Origin of the sequence: Streptomyces sp. ADMS, assembly GCF_033441795.1 — a bacterium.
Lineage (GTDB): Bacteria > Actinomycetota > Actinomycetes > Streptomycetales > Streptomycetaceae > Streptomyces.
In genome coordinates, this window is the sequence record NZ_JAVFVX010000070.1 from 29,811 (window position 1) to 42,423 (window position 12,613).

A 12,613-nucleotide genomic window follows, 5' to 3' on the forward strand; every position below is an offset into this window, starting at 1 on the left:
ACGGCCGCACCGAAAGGAACGACACCATGGCACTCTCATCCACTCCTTCGACGTCAGCTCACGTGCCCCAGGCCGTACTTCCCGGCATCGAGCTGCTCCCCGGCCGGCCGCCGACCCTGCGCACCCCGCCCGTCACCGACCCGGCGGAGTGGGCGGGCGCCCACCGGGACGCGCTGCGGGCCGCCGTCGCCGAGCACGGTTCGCTGCTGGTGCGCGGCCTCGGCCTGCACGAGCCCGCCACGACCGGCGCCGTCCTGCGACGGCTGGCCGACGGCCTGATGAGCGACCAGGAGGCATTCGCGCCCCGGCGGCGGTACGCCGACGGTGTGTACTCGTCCTCCAAGTGGCCGCCCAACCAGCCGATGTGCATGCACCACGAGCTGAGCTACGCGCTGGAGTTCCCAAGCCTGCTGATGTTCGCCTGCCTCGAAGCGCCCGCCGAGGGCGGTGCGACCGGGGTGGCCGACTCCGCGGCCGTACTCGAAGCGCTCCCCGTCGAACTCGTCCAGCGCTTCGAGAAGGAGGGCTGGTTGCTCACCCGTACGTTCAACGACGAGATAGGCGCGACGGTCGCCGAGGCCTTCGGCACCTCCGACCGGGCCTCCGTCGAGCGCTACTGCCGCGCTCACGCCATCGAGTTCGTCTGGGAGCTGGACGGCTCCCTGCGTACCCGCCAGCGCCGCAGCGCCGTTCTGCGCCACCCGGTCACCGGCCACCGCTGTTGGTTCAACCAGATCGCGTTCCTCAACGAGTGGACGATGGACCCGGAGGTCCACGAGTACCTGGTCGACGTGTACGGCGCCGACGGTCTCCCTTTCAACACCCTTTACGGCAACGGCGATCCGATCAGCGAGGACGTCGTCCAGATCCTCAACGAGGTGTACGAGGCGCCCACCGTGCGCGAGCCGTGGCGCGGCGGCGATCTGCTGCTCGTCGACAACATCCGTACGGCACACAGCCGGGAGCCCTTCGAGGGACCGCGCGAGGTCCTGGCCGCCCTGGCCGACCCGGTTCGCCGCACCGACTCCGCCGACACCACCGGCCTTGCCGGTTCCTTCGAAGGGACAGCCTCATGACCACGGCCAACTCGCAGACCCCCACCCAGGTCACCGTCCCGCCGTTCGCGGTCGTCTCCGGCGAACAGGTCCAACAGGCTCTCCAGGGGCGGGAGTCGGACGTCGTCGACCTGGTGGAGGCGGTGTACCGGCTGCACGGGGACGGGGACTCGGTGAACCCGCCCTCGTACTTCCTGCGGTTCCCGGACCGTCCGTCGTCGCGGATCATCGCGCTGCCCGCCTCGATCGGCGGGGACGTGCGCGTGGACGGGCTGAAGTGGGTCTCCAGTTTCCCGGAGAACGTGGCGGGCGGGATTCCGCGGGCGTCGGCCGTGCTGATCCTCAACGACCACGACACGGGCTATCCGTTCGCCTGTCTGGAGAGCTCGATCATCAGCGCCTCCCGCACGGCGGCCTCGGCCGCGCTGGCCGCCGGCCGGCTGAGCCAGGGGCGGACCCGGCCCACTCGCGTGGGATTCGTCGGGACCGGGCTCATCGCCCGCTACATCCACACCTATCTGGCCGCCACCGGCTGGGAGTTCGACGAGACGGGCGTGTACGACCTGTCCGCCGACAGCGCGGCCGGCTTCCGGGACTACCTGGAGAGGTCGGACGCCGGCGGCAAGGTCACCGTGCACGACAGCGCCGAACAGCTCGTCCGCGCGAGCGACTTGCTGGTCTTCGCCACCGTCGCCGCGAAACCGCACATCCACGACGTGTCGTGGTTCGACCACCATCCGCTCGTCCTGCACGTCTCGCTGCGCGACCTCGCGCCCGAGATCCTGCTCGCCTCGGCGAACTACGTCGACGACGTCGAGCACTGTCTGAAGGCGGAGACCTCTCCGCACCTGGCCGAACAGCTCACCGGCGGCCGGGAGTTCATCGACGGCACGCTGGACGACGTACTCACCGGACGCACCAGGGTCCCGGTGGACCGGCCGGTGGTGTTCTCGCCCTTCGGCCTCGGAGTGCTCGACCTCGCCGTCGGCAGGTTCGTCCACGACGAGGTGACCCGCCGCGGCGAACTGCGTGTCGTCGACGGGTTCTTCCACGAACTGCGCCGGCACGGCTGACCCGTTCAGGGGGGACAGTCGCGGCGCCCTTCACCGGGTGCCGTGCCACGGATCAGGCGTGCCGAGGACGGACACGCCGCACACAGGGGGACAACATGCCAGTCATTTCCCAACCATCGGACTTCAACGAGGATGAGCTCTACGTCGACCTGCGGGCCACCGTGGGGCTCCCCCTCTTCCTGAAGTGCGAGGGCTTCAACTTCGCCGGTTCGATCAAGATGAAGGCCGCCTGCGAAATGGTGACGGCCGCCGAGCGGGGCGGCAGGCTGCGGCCGGGATCCGTTCTCGTGGAGTCCTCGTCGGGCAACCTGGGCGTCGCGCTCAGTGTGCTCGCGGCCAGCCGGGGCTACCGTTTCCTGTGCGTGACGGACTCACGCTGCAACGCGCAGGCGATCCGCCTGATGGAGGCGCTGGGCAGCCGGGTGCACATCATCGACAGGCCCGACCTGCACGGCGGTTTCCTTGGCGCCCGGATCGGCTACGTCCGGGCGCTGTGCGCCTCCGACGAGCGGTACGTATGGCTCAACCAGTACGCCAACGACGGGAACTGGCGGGCGCACTACCGCACGACGGCACCGGCGATCGCCCGCCGGTTCCCGGGCCTGGACGTCCTCTTCGTCGGGGCGGGCACCACCGGGACGCTGATGGGCTGCGCGCGCTGGTTCTGGCAGTGGCACCGGCGGGTGCGGATCGTCGCCGTGGACAGCGTCGGTTCGGTCACCTTCGGGGGGCCGCCGGGACCCCGGATGATCCCGGGCCTGGGCACGAGCGTACGGCCGCAGCTGCTCGACGAGTCGTACATCGACGAGGTGATCCGCGTCGAGGAACCGGACGCGGTACGCGTCTGCCGCCGGCTGGCCTCCCGGGGCTTCCTCTTCGGCGGGTCCACGGGCACGGTGATCAGCGGGGCGACACAGTGGCTGGCCCGGCACGACGGACGTGACCTCACGGCGGTGGCGATCGCACCGGACCTCGGCGAGCGCTACCTCGACACGGTGTACCGGCCGGGCTGGCTGGAGACCCTTCAGGACACCCAGGACATGACGTCCCTGGCCTCCGACGAACTGGCGGCACTCTCCCGGCCGGCCTGAGCGGCGGTCCGGGCACGGGTGCTGTGCTGCGGGGGAATCCGGTGAGCACACCGTACTGGGGGGTACGTTCTTCGTATGGCAGCCAGCACCCACACCGTGACCAACCAGGCGCCGCCCCTGGTCGGATATGACGTGTTCACCGCCGACAAGGCCCTGGTGGCGGCCGTCGAGCGGCACCTGGATCCCGGACTCCTGGACGAGGCCCGGGGGGACCTCTCCGGTCTCGGGAAGTCCGCCGGTTCCGCGCAGGTGCAGGAATGGGGGGCGCTCGCCAACGAGAACCCTCCGAAGCTGCGGACGCACGACCGGTACGGCAACCGGATCGACGAGGTGGAGTTCCACCCGGCCTATCACCGGCTGCTCGGCAAGGGCGTCTCGGCCGGGCTGACAGCGGCCTGGACGCGACCCGGCGGACATGTGCGGCGGGCCGCGGGATTCGTGGTCTGGACGCAGGCCGAGGCGGGCCACGGCTGCCCGCTGTCCATGACCCACGCGGCGGTGCCCGCGCTGCGCACCGACCCGGCACTCGCCGCCGAGTGGGAGCCCCGGCTGACGTCCACCGTCTACGAGGAGGAGCTCGGCCCGGCGGACCGGAAGGCCGGCGTGCTCTTCGGGATGGGCATGACGGAGAAACAGGGCGGCAGCGACGTACGGGCCAACACGACCGTCGCGAGGCCGCTCGCCGAGGACGGGACGTACGAGCTGACGGGCCACAAGTGGTTCTGTTCGGCCCCCATGTCCGACGGTTTCCTGGTTCTGGCGCAGGCCCCCGGCGGGGTGACCTGCTTCCTGCTGCCCCGCGTCCTCGCGGACGGCACGCGCAACCAGTTCCGCATCCAGCGGCTCAAGGACAAGCTGGGCAACCGGTCCAACGCGTCCGGCGAGGTCGAGTTCGACGGGACGTGGGCGCGCCGGGTCGGGGACGAGGGGCGCGGGGTGCGCACCATCATCGAGATGGTCTCGGCGACCCGGCTCGACTGTGTGCTCGGCGCGGCCGCGCTGATGCGACAGGCCGTCGCCCAGGCCGTACACCACTGCACCTACCGCGAGGCCTTCGGCGGGAAGCTGACCGACAAGCCGCTGATGCGGAACGTACTGGCCGATCTGGCCCTGGAGTCGGAGGCGGCGACGACGCTCGCGCTGCGGCTGGCCGCCGCCTGTGACGACGACGGCGAGCAGGAACGGGCCTTTCTGCGGCTCGCGTTGCCTGCCGCCAAGTACTGGGTGACCAAGCGCTGCACCCCTCTGGTGGTGGAGGCGTCCGAGTGCCTGGGCGGCAACGGCTATGTCGAGGAGTCGGGCATGCCCCGGCTGCTGCGCGAGTCGCCGCTCAACTCGGTCTGGGAGGGCGCCGGGAACGTGCAGGCGCTGGATGTGCTGCGGGCGATCCAGCGGGAGCCCGCCGCCCTCAACGCGTTTCTCCAGGAGGTCGGGAAGGCACGCGGCGCGGACCACCGCCTGGACGGCGCCATCAAGGACCTGCTGGCCGAACTCGCCGACCTGGACGGCATCGAGGGCCGGGCACGGCGGCTGGTGGAGCGGATCGCACTGGTGCTCCAGGGCTCGCTGCTGGTCCGCTTCGCGCCCCCGGAGACCGCCGACGCGTTCTGCGCCTCACGCCTGGGCGGCGACTGGGGCAACGCCTTCGGCACCCTCCCGCACACCCTGGATCTCGCGTCCGTGGTGGAGCGGGCGCGGCCGGTGGCATAGCCCCGCGTGTGGCGAGGGTGGTGCTGCGCCGACACGGCACCACCCCCGCGCACTGGCCCCGCATGTATCGGGAGCACGGACGCCGCGCGGCGGCGTCGCCCAAGTTTCAGGCACCGCAGGGCCGTTCACCAGGGTTGCAGGGGGTTGCAACTTGTTGGCGTATGTGTGCGGACTGGGCCGCTCCGGCGCCGCGGGGCGCCACCATGAGACAAGCTGTCAATACGGGGCGCGGGCAGCGTCGCCCCACGGCACGGCAACCGGTTGGCCGCGCCCTTGTACGGGAGGACCCAGTGGCGAACCCGCCGATGGATGTGACGCAACTCGCCGCCCGTGACGCGGCGCAGGCGGCGCGGCTGCTCAGCGACGTACGCGCGGCCCGCCTCACCGGACAGCGACCGCGCCTCGCGCCGCGCCCCGTGATCGACCAGTCCTGGGAGCGCATGCTGCGCAGCGGCGTCGACCCCGAACACGACTTCCGGGCCGGGCTGCTGACCCCCGAGGAGCTGGAGCGGCGGCGTGAGTCCTCCCGGCTGCGGCATGTCCTCCCGGTGCTGCGGCAGGGTCTGTTGTCGGTCGCGGACGTCACCCAGCACATCATGGTCGTCGCGGACGAGGAGGGCAGGGTGCTGTGGCGCGAGGGCTGTACGCCGGTGCTGCGCAGGGCCGACACGTTCGGGTTCGAACCCGGCGCCGACTGGGCCGAGAATGTCGTCGGCACCAACGGCGTGGGCACCCCGGTGGTCGCCCGGCGTCCCGTGCAGGTCTTCGCCTCCGAGCACTTCGTACGGTCGCTCGCCACCTGGACGTGCACCGGTGCCCCGATCACCGACCCGCGCGACGGCAGGCTGATCGGCGTGGTCGATGTCAGCGGGCCGTTGGAGACCGTGCACCCGACCACGCTCGCCTGGGTCGACTCGGTCGCCAAACTCGCCGAGGCGCGGCTGCGGGAGCGGCACCATCACTCGCTGGAGCGGCTGCGCGCGGCGGCGGCGCCGGTGCTGGCGCGGCTCGGGGGGCGGGCCCTGGCGGTGGACCGGGACGGCTGGACCGCCGCGGTCACCGGCCTGCCGTACACGAACCGCGTCGCCCTGCCCAAGGTGCTGTCCCCGGGCCGCCGTTGGCTGCCGGCGCTGGGACTGTGCGCGGTGGAGCCGCTGGCCGGTGGCTGGCTGATCCGCGCGGCCGCCGAGCCCGAGCCCCGCGGCGCCACCCGGATCGTGCTGGACCTGGGCCGGCCGCGCCGCTGGTCGGTGACGGTGTCGGGTCCGGCGGGTTCCTGGACCCACGAACTGAGTCCCCGGCACGCCGAGTTGCTCTACCTCCTGGCCGCGCACCCCGTCGGCCGCAGCGCGGCGGGCCTGGCCGACGACGTGTTCGGCGACCCGGCCCGCACGGTGACCGTACGCGCGGAGATGTCGCGGATACGGCGGTATCTCGGGGCGTTTCTCGACCACCGCCCGTACCGCTTCAGCGAGGACGTGGAGGTGGCCGTCCTCCTCCCCGACGACCCCCGCGATCTGCTGCCCCACTCGACGGCGCCTGCCGTGGCACGGGGGCGGAGCGCCGAGGGACGGGCGGCACCGGGCGACGCACAGTGACCCGGCCGTGACGCCGGGGTGAGAAAACACACCCGAACGGCCCCCGATGTCAACACAGGTGCACGGATTCCTGGGTATTCGACCGGGCCCGGTGCCCCCTGACGTACCATCCTTCCCACGGCCCCCCACACTGCGTCCCCGGTTGCAACGCACGGACCGCGAGCCACAGTTGGCCTGCCTCGGGAGGATGAATGAAACATCGCGGCAGACACCGCAGGCAGAGGAGGGGCAGAGCGCTGCGCGGCGTCCTCGCCGGAACCGCTCTCGCCCTCACCGCGGCGGCCACCATCGTCAGCGTCTCCCAGGCCGTGAGCAGCGACAACCCGGGGCCCCTGAAGTCCGTCACGTCCGCCGCCGAACTGAAGGACTTCCAGCTCAAAGAACACCTGGTCGCCAAGGCCTCCCTCGACCGGCTGGCCACCTCCATGGGCGGCACGGTGGGTGTGAGCAGCGTCCTCGAGCACACCAACCGCACTATGCGCAACGCGGCCGGGTGTGCCTCCACCGAGGCGGAGGCGCTGCCGGTCGCCCCGGCCGCCACCCGCGCGTACTGCTGGGACGACGCCGACGCGGCCAGTCAGCGCTGGCTGCCGCAGTCCGTCACCACTTCCGGCGACGCGGACGAGGACGGCCACTGGGGCGCCAACCGTGTGATCCTCTCCGGCTGGACGCACAACGACGCCAAACCGGGCGAGCCCGAGGTCTCCCGAGGTCTCGCCCGGGTCGCCGTCATCGACGCGAACGACCTGAGCAGGCTGACGTACCGCTGGGTGCTCCTGGTCGTCCCGACCGAGGACGGTTCGGACTACCGCAAGCTCTCCTCGTCGATCTCCGGCATGGTCTGGTACCAGGACAAGCTGCTGGTCACCGCCTCGGCCACGGACTCCGACCACCGGTCCCTGTACGTCTACGACATGAACCGCATCCAGCGCGCCTCGGTCGACAGCCCGGCGGTCGGCCGGGTGCCCGGCGGCTGGTCGGCGCACGGATACGGGTACGTCATGCCCGCCGTCGCCTCGTACAGCCTGACCGGCGGCGCGTGCGACCCGACGGCTGACGACCTCACCCCCTGTTTCGGTTCGCTCTCCCTGGACCGCAGTTCCACGCCCGACAGCCTGGTCGCGAGCGAGTGGTTCCCGGCCGGCGCCGATCAGCGCTCCCGGCTGTGGCGCTACTCGTTCAGCGGCGCGGCCGACCGTTCCGGCCTCCTCGCCGCCAACGTCCTGGGCCGTGTGAACGCGGTCGAGGCGTATTCGACGAAGGCCACCGGCATACAGGGCGTGCTCTCGCACCGCTCGGCGGGCGAGGAGAAGGCGGACTGGTACGTCGGTCACGCCCCCGGCGCCAAGGACCGGCACGGCACCCTGTGGCGACTGGACTCCGAGGGCGCGAAGGCGGCCCGCTGCGGCTCCGACGACGAGTCCCGGCGCTGCTGGGGCGAGCACGCCGAGTCGCTCTCCTACTGGGAGGGCACCGGCGAGGTCTGGTCACTGACGGAGCGGGCGGCGGACGAACGGTCGGGCTGGCACGGGGAGGCGATCCCCGAGCGGGTCCTGTACGCCGTACCCCTGTCGTCGATCACCGGTTCCCTGAGATAACGCCCACACGAGCCGGACGGCGCTGGTGGATCCCGGCGCACAGCCGCGCCCCTTTCAGGGGCGCGGGGACCGCGCGACCAGCCCTCACCGGGCCCGCGGCGAATCGAACCATGATTCCCTGATCCCCATGAGCAACATCGCCGTGACCACCTGGTCCCTGGAACAGACCGCGCAAACCGACCTGCTGCCCGCCCAGGTCCCCGACGGGGACGTCGGAATCGTCCGCGCCGAAGTGCCCTCGCCGGAGTTCAGCCGCTTCCTGTACGCCTCGGTCGGCGGCGACATCCGCTGGACCGACCGGCTGAGCTGGACGTACGCGCGGTGGCAGGAGTATCTGGAGCGGCCGGGCGTGGAGACCTGGGTCGCCTACGACCGGGGCACTCCGGCCGGGTACGTGGAGTTCGACCCCCAGGACGACGGGGTCGTGGAGATCGCCTATTTCGGGCTGATCCCCGGCTTCCGGGGCCGGCGGATCGGCGGGCACCTGCTGTCGTACGGGACCGCCCGCGCCTGGGATCTCGGGGAGCGGTGGCCGGGCCTGGCGCCCACGAAGCGGGTCTGGCTGCATACGTGCAGCAAGGACGGGGAGCACGCGATGGACAACTATCTGCGCCGGGGCTTCGCCCTCTTCGACACCAAGGTCGAGGAGGAGACGGAGGTGCCCGCCCCCGGCCCCTGGCCGGGGGCGCACGCAATCTGACCTGCCCGGAGACGGCCGGCCGGCAAGCATTCGGCCTGCTGTGACCCCGCTATGTGACCGACGACACCCGCGTCTCACCGTGCGAGACAAGGGTGTCCGCATGACGGACAATGCTGGACTGTGTCCAGATCGCCGTGACACGCTTCCGTCATGTCTGGAACTGGGATTGCCTTGGTGAGTCGGCGGCACGTCGACCTCGGCCGCATGTCCAGCGCCATCTGTCCGGCGAGCTGACGCTGCATCCAACGTGGCCTCCGGCCACGGGCTCAGCACCGCCCCCCTCCCTTTGCCTCAGCCTGCGCAGAGCCGCGCCAGTCTGACCATGCGCCCGTGCGCGCAGGTAAGAGCAGCTTTCCGCCTGTCCCGAAGGACCAAAAAACATGGCCGCCACCCCGCAGAACCCTGCCGCCGCGCCCCGCCGCAAGGTGAGCCGTCACCGTGGTGAGGGTCAGTGGGCCGCGGGACACTTCACCCCGCTCAACGGCAACGAGCAGTTCAAGAAGGACGACGACGGTCTCAATGTGCGGACACGCATTGAGACGATCTACTCCAAGCGGGGCTTCGACTCGATCGACCCCAACGATCTGCGCGGCCGGATGCGCTGGTGGGGCCTGTACACGCAGCGCAAGCCCGGGATCGATGGCGGCAAGACCGCGATCCTGGAGCCGGAGGAGCTGGACGACGAGTACTTCATGCTGCGCGTCCGGATCGACGGCGGCCGGCTCACCACCGAACAGCTTCGGGTGATCGGCGAGATCTCGCAGGAGTTCGCGCGCGGCACGGCCGACCTCACGGACCGGCAGAACGTCCAGTACCACTGGATCCGCATCGAGGACGTGCCGGCGATCTGGGAGCGTCTCGAAGCGGTCGGCCTGTCCACCACCGAGGCCTGCGGTGACACACCCCGCGTCATCCTCGGTTCGCCGGTCGCCGGGATCGCCGAGGACGAGATCATCGACGGCTCGCCCGCCATCGACGTGATCCAGCGCCGGATCATCGGCAACAAGGACTTCTCCAACCTGCCCCGCAAGTTCAAGTCCGCGATCTCCGGCTCGCCCCTGCTCGACGTGGCGCACGAGATCAACGACGTCGCGTTCGTCGGCGTGGAGCACCCCGAGCACGGCCCCGGTTTCGACGTCTGGGTCGGCGGCGGCCTCTCCACCAACCCGAAGATCGGCCAGCGCCTGGGCGCCTGGGTCCCGCTGGACGAGGTCCCGGACGTCTACGAGGGCGTCATCTCGATCTTCCGCGACCACGGCTACCGGCGGCTGCGCACCCGCGCCCGCCTGAAGTTCCTGGTCGCCGACTGGGGCGTGGAGAAGTTCCGCCAGGTCCTGGAGGACGACTACCTCAAGCGCAGGCTGACCGACGGCCCGGCCCCGGCCCAGCCCGTCGAGCGCTGGCGCGACCACGTCGGTGTGCACCGCCAGAAGGACGGCCGCTTCTACGTCGGTTTCGCCCCGCGCGTGGGCCGTGTGGACGGCACGATCCTCACGAAGATCGCCGAGCTGGCCGAGGCGCACGGCTCGGGCCGCCTCCGTACCACCGCCGAGCAGAAGATGATCGTGCTCGACGTGGAGGAAGGCCGGGTCGCCTCGCTGGTCGAGGGCCTGGAGGCGCTCGACCTGAGCGTCAGGCCCTCCCCCTTCCGGCGCGGCACGATGGCCTGCACCGGCATCGAGTACTGCAAGCTGGCGATCGTCGAGACGAAGGCGCGCGGTGCCTCCCTGATCGACGAACTGGAGCGCCGTATCCCGGAGTTCGACGAGCCGGTCACCATCAACATCAACGGCTGCCCGAACGCCTGCGCCCGTATCCAGGTCGCGGACATCGGTCTCAAGGGCCAGCTGGTCCTGAACGACGCCGGCGAGCAGGTCGAGGGCTTCCAGGTGCACCTGGGCGGCGCCCTCGGGCTGGAGGCCGGTTTCGGCCGCAAGGTCCGTGGTCTGAAGGTGACGTCGGACGAGCTGCCGGACTACGTCGAGCGTGTGCTGAAGAACTTCCAGGCGGAGCGCGAGGACGGCGAGCGGTTCGCCACGTGGGCCGCGCGGGCCGGCGAGGAGTCGCTGTCGTGAGCGAGCGCGCCGCCCCCTTCCACTGCCCCTACTGCGGCGACGAGGACCTGCGTCCGAACGAACAGGGCCACGGCGCCTGGGAATGCGGAGCCTGCAATCGAGCCTTCCAGTTGAAGTTCCTCGGGCTTTTGGCCCGGGGCGTGAGCCGGAGGAGCGCGACGGAGTCGAGTGGTGGGGCGCGCGGAGGCCCCGGCGAAGGAGGGGCTGAGCACGAGCGTCCGCTCGACAACGTCTCCAGCGCTCCGGAGGCGAACGCCCTTCACAAGGGGAGCCTTCAGCACCGGGACACCGGAGGGGACGGAACATGACCGCGGTTCAGGAAGACCGTACGACCGACGATCTGAAGGCGCTCGCCGAGCAGGCGGGACGTGAGCTGGAGGACGCCTCCGCGCTGGAGATTCTCAGGTGGGCCACAGCCACCTTTGGTAAGAACTTCTGCGTGACCTCTTCCATGGAGGACGCGGTGGTCGCCCACCTCGCCTCCCGCACCATGCCCGGCGTCGCCGTCGTGTTCCTCGACACCGGCTACCACTTCCCCGAGACCATCGGCACCCGTGACGCGGTCGAGGCCGTGATGGACGTCCGTGTCCTCACCCTCACCCCGGTCCAGACGGTCGCCGAGCAGGACGCCGAGTACGGGCCGAAGCTGCACGACCGCGACCCCGACCTGTGCTGCAAGCTGCGCAAGATCGAGCCCCTGGAGCGGGGTCTCAAGGGGTACGCGGCCTGGGCGACCGGGCTGCGCCGCGACGACTCCCCGACCCGGTCGAACACCCCGGTCGTCGGCTGGGACGAGAAGCGGCAGAAGGTCAAGGTCTCCCCGATCGCGCGTTGGACGCAGGACGACGTGGACGCGTACGTCGCCGAACACGGCGTACTCACCAACCCGCTGCTGATGGACGGCTACACGTCCGTCGGCTGCGCGCCCTGCACCCGCCGGGTGCTGGAGGGCGAGGACGCGCGCGCCGGCCGCTGGGCGGGCCGCGGCAAGACCGAGTGCGGGCTGCACGGCTCATGACCAAGACCCCCGAGGACCAGGAGATACCAGTGACGACCGGAGCCACCGTATGGCTCACGGGTCTGCCGAGCGCCGGCAAGACCACCATCGCGTACGAACTGGCCGGCCGGCTGCGCGAGGAGGGCCACCTCGTCGAGGTGCTGGACGGCGACGAGATCCGTGAGTTCATCTCGGCGGGCCTCGGCTTCAGCCGCGAGGACCGGCACACGAACGTACAGCGCATCGGCTTCCTCGCCGAGCTGCTCGGCCGCAACGGCGTCAAGGCGCTGGTGCCGGTGATCGCGCCCTACGCGGACAGCCGCGAGGCCGTGCGCAAGCGCCACCAGGAGAGCGGCACCGCGTACATCGAGGTGCATGTGGCGACTCCGGTCGAGGTGTGCTCCGTACGCGATGTGAAGGGTCTGTACGCCAAGCAGGCCGCGGGCGAGCTGACCGGGCTCACCGGGGTCGACGACCCGTACGAGGAGCCCGAGACGCCGGATCTGCGGATCGAGTCGCAGGACCAGACCGTCCAGGAGTCCGCGGCCGCGGTCCACGCGCTGCTCACCGAGAGGGGACTGGCATGACGACGACCGTTGCCAAGGTGGAGGAGGGTACCGGCGTGCCGTACGCCCTCTCCCATCTGGACGCGCTGGAGTCGGAGGCCGTGCACATCTTCCGTGAGGTGGCGGGGGAGTTCGAACGGCCGGTGATCC

Annotated in this window: 12 protein-coding genes and 1 pseudogene; all 13 read left to right on the forward strand. The window is 71.0% G+C overall.

All coding sequences use genetic code 11. From position 1 onward, the window contains the following. Nucleotides 1–26 precede the first annotated feature (26 nt). A complete protein-coding gene (locus RB628_RS26765; protein WP_318323077.1) occupies nt 27–1,076 on the forward strand; it encodes a TauD/TfdA family dioxygenase in 1,050 nt (349 codons plus the stop codon). Further along, nucleotides 1,073–2,128, forward strand: coding sequence for a 2,3-diaminopropionate biosynthesis protein SbnB (gene sbnB, locus RB628_RS26770; protein ID WP_318323078.1), 1,056 nt, complete (start codon nt 1,073–1,075; stop codon nt 2,126–2,128). Before RB628_RS26765 ends, sbnB begins: the two co-directional genes overlap by 4 nt. A 95-nt stretch (nt 2,129–2,223) precedes the next feature. Beyond that, nucleotides 2,224–3,219: a 2,3-diaminopropionate biosynthesis protein SbnA gene (gene sbnA / locus RB628_RS26775; RefSeq protein WP_318323079.1), complete on the forward strand. Its 996-nt coding sequence runs from the start codon at nt 2,224–2,226 to the stop codon at nt 3,217–3,219. A gap of 75 nt (nt 3,220–3,294) precedes the next feature. After that, nucleotides 3,295–4,929 (forward strand): acyl-CoA dehydrogenase family protein, encoded by a 1,635-nt coding sequence (locus RB628_RS26780; RefSeq protein WP_318323080.1) that lies wholly within the window; start codon nt 3,295–3,297, stop codon nt 4,927–4,929. Nucleotides 4,930–5,234: 305 nt separating this feature from the next. Continuing rightward, nucleotides 5,235–6,527: a helix-turn-helix domain-containing protein gene (locus tag RB628_RS26785; RefSeq protein WP_318323086.1), complete on the forward strand. Its 1,293-nt coding sequence runs from the start codon at nt 5,235–5,237 to the stop codon at nt 6,525–6,527. 191 nt (nt 6,528–6,718) lie between these two features. After that, nucleotides 6,719–8,125: a hypothetical protein gene (locus tag RB628_RS26790; RefSeq protein ID WP_318323081.1), complete on the forward strand. Its 1,407-nt coding sequence runs from the start codon at nt 6,719–6,721 to the stop codon at nt 8,123–8,125. A 127-nt stretch (nt 8,126–8,252) separates the two neighbouring features. After that, complete coding sequence (locus tag RB628_RS26795) at nt 8,253–8,825, forward strand: GNAT family N-acetyltransferase (protein ID WP_318323082.1); 573 nt, start codon at nt 8,253–8,255, stop codon at nt 8,823–8,825. Nucleotides 8,826–8,975: 150 nt separating this feature from the next. Further along, on the forward strand, nt 8,976–9,059 hold the full coding sequence (locus tag RB628_RS26800) for a putative leader peptide (RefSeq protein ID WP_309486338.1): 84 nt from the start codon (nt 8,976–8,978) through the stop codon (nt 9,057–9,059). Between the two features lie 146 nt (nt 9,060–9,205). After that, nucleotides 9,206–10,900, forward strand: coding sequence for a nitrite/sulfite reductase (locus tag RB628_RS26805; RefSeq protein WP_318323083.1), 1,695 nt, complete (start codon nt 9,206–9,208; stop codon nt 10,898–10,900). Next, the gene (locus RB628_RS26810; RefSeq protein WP_318323089.1) at nt 10,897–11,208 is read left to right on the forward strand and encodes a hypothetical protein; all 312 of its coding nucleotides are present in this window, start codon (nt 10,897–10,899) and stop codon (nt 11,206–11,208) included. The genes RB628_RS26805 and RB628_RS26810 overlap by 4 nt, the downstream gene beginning before the upstream one ends. Next, on the forward strand, nt 11,205–11,918 hold the full coding sequence (locus tag RB628_RS26815) for a phosphoadenylyl-sulfate reductase (protein WP_318323084.1): 714 nt from the start codon (nt 11,205–11,207) through the stop codon (nt 11,916–11,918). Before RB628_RS26810 ends, RB628_RS26815 begins: the two co-directional genes overlap by 4 nt. A gap of 29 nt (nt 11,919–11,947) precedes the next feature. Further along, complete coding sequence (gene cysC, locus RB628_RS26820; RefSeq protein ID WP_318323087.1) at nt 11,948–12,484, forward strand: adenylyl-sulfate kinase; 537 nt, start codon at nt 11,948–11,950, stop codon at nt 12,482–12,484. Next, a pseudogene (locus tag RB628_RS26825) lies at nt 12,481–12,613 on the forward strand (sulfate adenylyltransferase small subunit); the annotation flags it as partial. The gene cysC and the pseudogene RB628_RS26825, both read left to right, overlap by 4 nt.

Excerpts from the sequence above, each read along its gene's own strand:
- RB628_RS26765 (WP_318323077.1), top strand. The coding sequence starts at position 27 with ATGGCACTCTCATCCACTCCTTCGACGTCAGCTCACGTGCCCCAGGCC.
- sbnB (WP_318323078.1), top strand. The coding sequence starts at position 1,073 with ATGACCACGGCCAACTCGCAGACCCCCACCCAGGTCACCGTCCCGCCG.
- sbnA (WP_318323079.1), top strand. The coding sequence starts at position 2,224 with ATGCCAGTCATTTCCCAACCATCGGACTTCAACGAGGATGAGCTCTAC.
- RB628_RS26780 (WP_318323080.1), top strand. The coding sequence starts at position 3,295 with ATGGCAGCCAGCACCCACACCGTGACCAACCAGGCGCCGCCCCTGGTC.
- RB628_RS26785 (WP_318323086.1), top strand. The coding sequence starts at position 5,235 with ATGGATGTGACGCAACTCGCCGCCCGTGACGCGGCGCAGGCGGCGCGG.
- RB628_RS26790 (WP_318323081.1), top strand. The coding sequence starts at position 6,719 with ATGAAACATCGCGGCAGACACCGCAGGCAGAGGAGGGGCAGAGCGCTG.
- RB628_RS26795 (WP_318323082.1), top strand. The coding sequence starts at position 8,253 with ATGAGCAACATCGCCGTGACCACCTGGTCCCTGGAACAGACCGCGCAA.
- RB628_RS26800 (WP_309486338.1), top strand. The coding sequence starts at position 8,976 with ATGTCTGGAACTGGGATTGCCTTGGTGAGTCGGCGGCACGTCGACCTC.
- RB628_RS26805 (WP_318323083.1), top strand. The coding sequence starts at position 9,206 with ATGGCCGCCACCCCGCAGAACCCTGCCGCCGCGCCCCGCCGCAAGGTG.
- RB628_RS26815 (WP_318323084.1), top strand. The coding sequence starts at position 11,205 with ATGACCGCGGTTCAGGAAGACCGTACGACCGACGATCTGAAGGCGCTC.